Consider the following 1,102-nt stretch of genomic DNA (forward strand, 5'->3'; position numbering starts at 1 on the left):
GCTGCATGCCAGGGGGACCGGAGCCCCGCCGGCCACCCCGTGGAAGTGGCTTGATCACCGGCAGGGCTCCGGTCCCCCTGGCATGCAGCACGGCCCCGACGATCTGGCAGCCGTCGCCCGGGTGATACACGTAAGCACGGCAGCCATCGGCCTGGAGGATCTCCTGAACAATCGCTTCGTCATCGGGACGGGCGCATAAGGCGTTCAGCAAACACGCCAGCCCAAGCGAGGCGATGTTCGAGAAGTAGAATTCGCGCTGGTACCCAGTCCAAACCTGACGCTGTGCACCGACACTGGTTCGCGCGAACGGATTGTGGGGCGCAAACACCGTGCTCTCATCCAGGACGAAAGCGGCGATCGCATCGCGGTCAGCGATATGCAGCGCGGTCCGGATCGATGCGCCGAGCTGGTGCCGGGGGATAGGCACCTAAACCCTCGCTACGGGCGACGTAAAATGGACCATTTTTCGAGAGGCAAGCTGACCCGACAGCACGTTCTTCACAATGGAACAGAGCATGAACTTATCTGCTCCGCTTGCCCTGTTGCAACGGAGTTGCAGCCAGAATTCATACCTCGCCGCCGACCTCGACGGAATCAGGTTGCGACAACGATTAAGCGCTTCAACGATGCGTGAAAATCGGAGTTGGTAGTGTCTCCACCGCAGTCAGCGCGGCGGTGGCGCAAGCCGGATAACTTGACCCGAACGCCGGATCTCACTACCGTATGTCTGTACTACAGACTTAAGAGGCTGTGATGAGCGATGCTCCTGCCAGACGTGTGCGAAACGCACCAGCACCACCACCCCAACAAGTCCGGTCAAAGCGACATTTAACAGGTCGTGTCGCCAAGGAAAGCGCTGGAGGAAACGTCCTAGAAAAAGCTGAATTTAGCGCGGAAATTATCAATGGCGCACAGACACAGCTAGAAACCGAGCAAATTATGGATAGATTTCCACATGACATTAAAAGCACTTCTCAAATAGAAGATAAAATCACATTTCTGCGGATTAGTTCGAGAACCGAACACGTTCGTTCATTAGCTTTAGCATACGCCTTCACTGTCGAGGCAAATTTAAATCATATCTACAAATGCTATATTGACA

Annotated in this window: 2 protein-coding genes; one reads left to right on the forward strand and one right to left on the reverse strand. The window is 55.4% G+C overall.

The window, feature by feature from the left end; genetic code table 11:
* On the reverse strand, positions 1 to 427 hold a 427-nt coding region (locus FV226_RS27555; protein ID WP_147765411.1), incomplete at its 3' end, for a hypothetical protein.
* Positions 428 to 753: 326 nt separating this feature from the next.
* On the opposite strand from FV226_RS27555, the gene FV226_RS27560 reads away from it, so the two are divergent.
* On the forward strand, positions 754 to 1,102 hold a 349-nt coding region (locus FV226_RS27560; protein WP_147765412.1), incomplete at its 3' end, for a hypothetical protein.

The sequence above is a fragment of the Methylobacterium sp. WL12 genome (assembly GCF_008039475.1).
Classification (GTDB): Bacteria; Pseudomonadota; Alphaproteobacteria; order Rhizobiales; family Beijerinckiaceae; genus Methylobacterium; species Methylobacterium cerastii.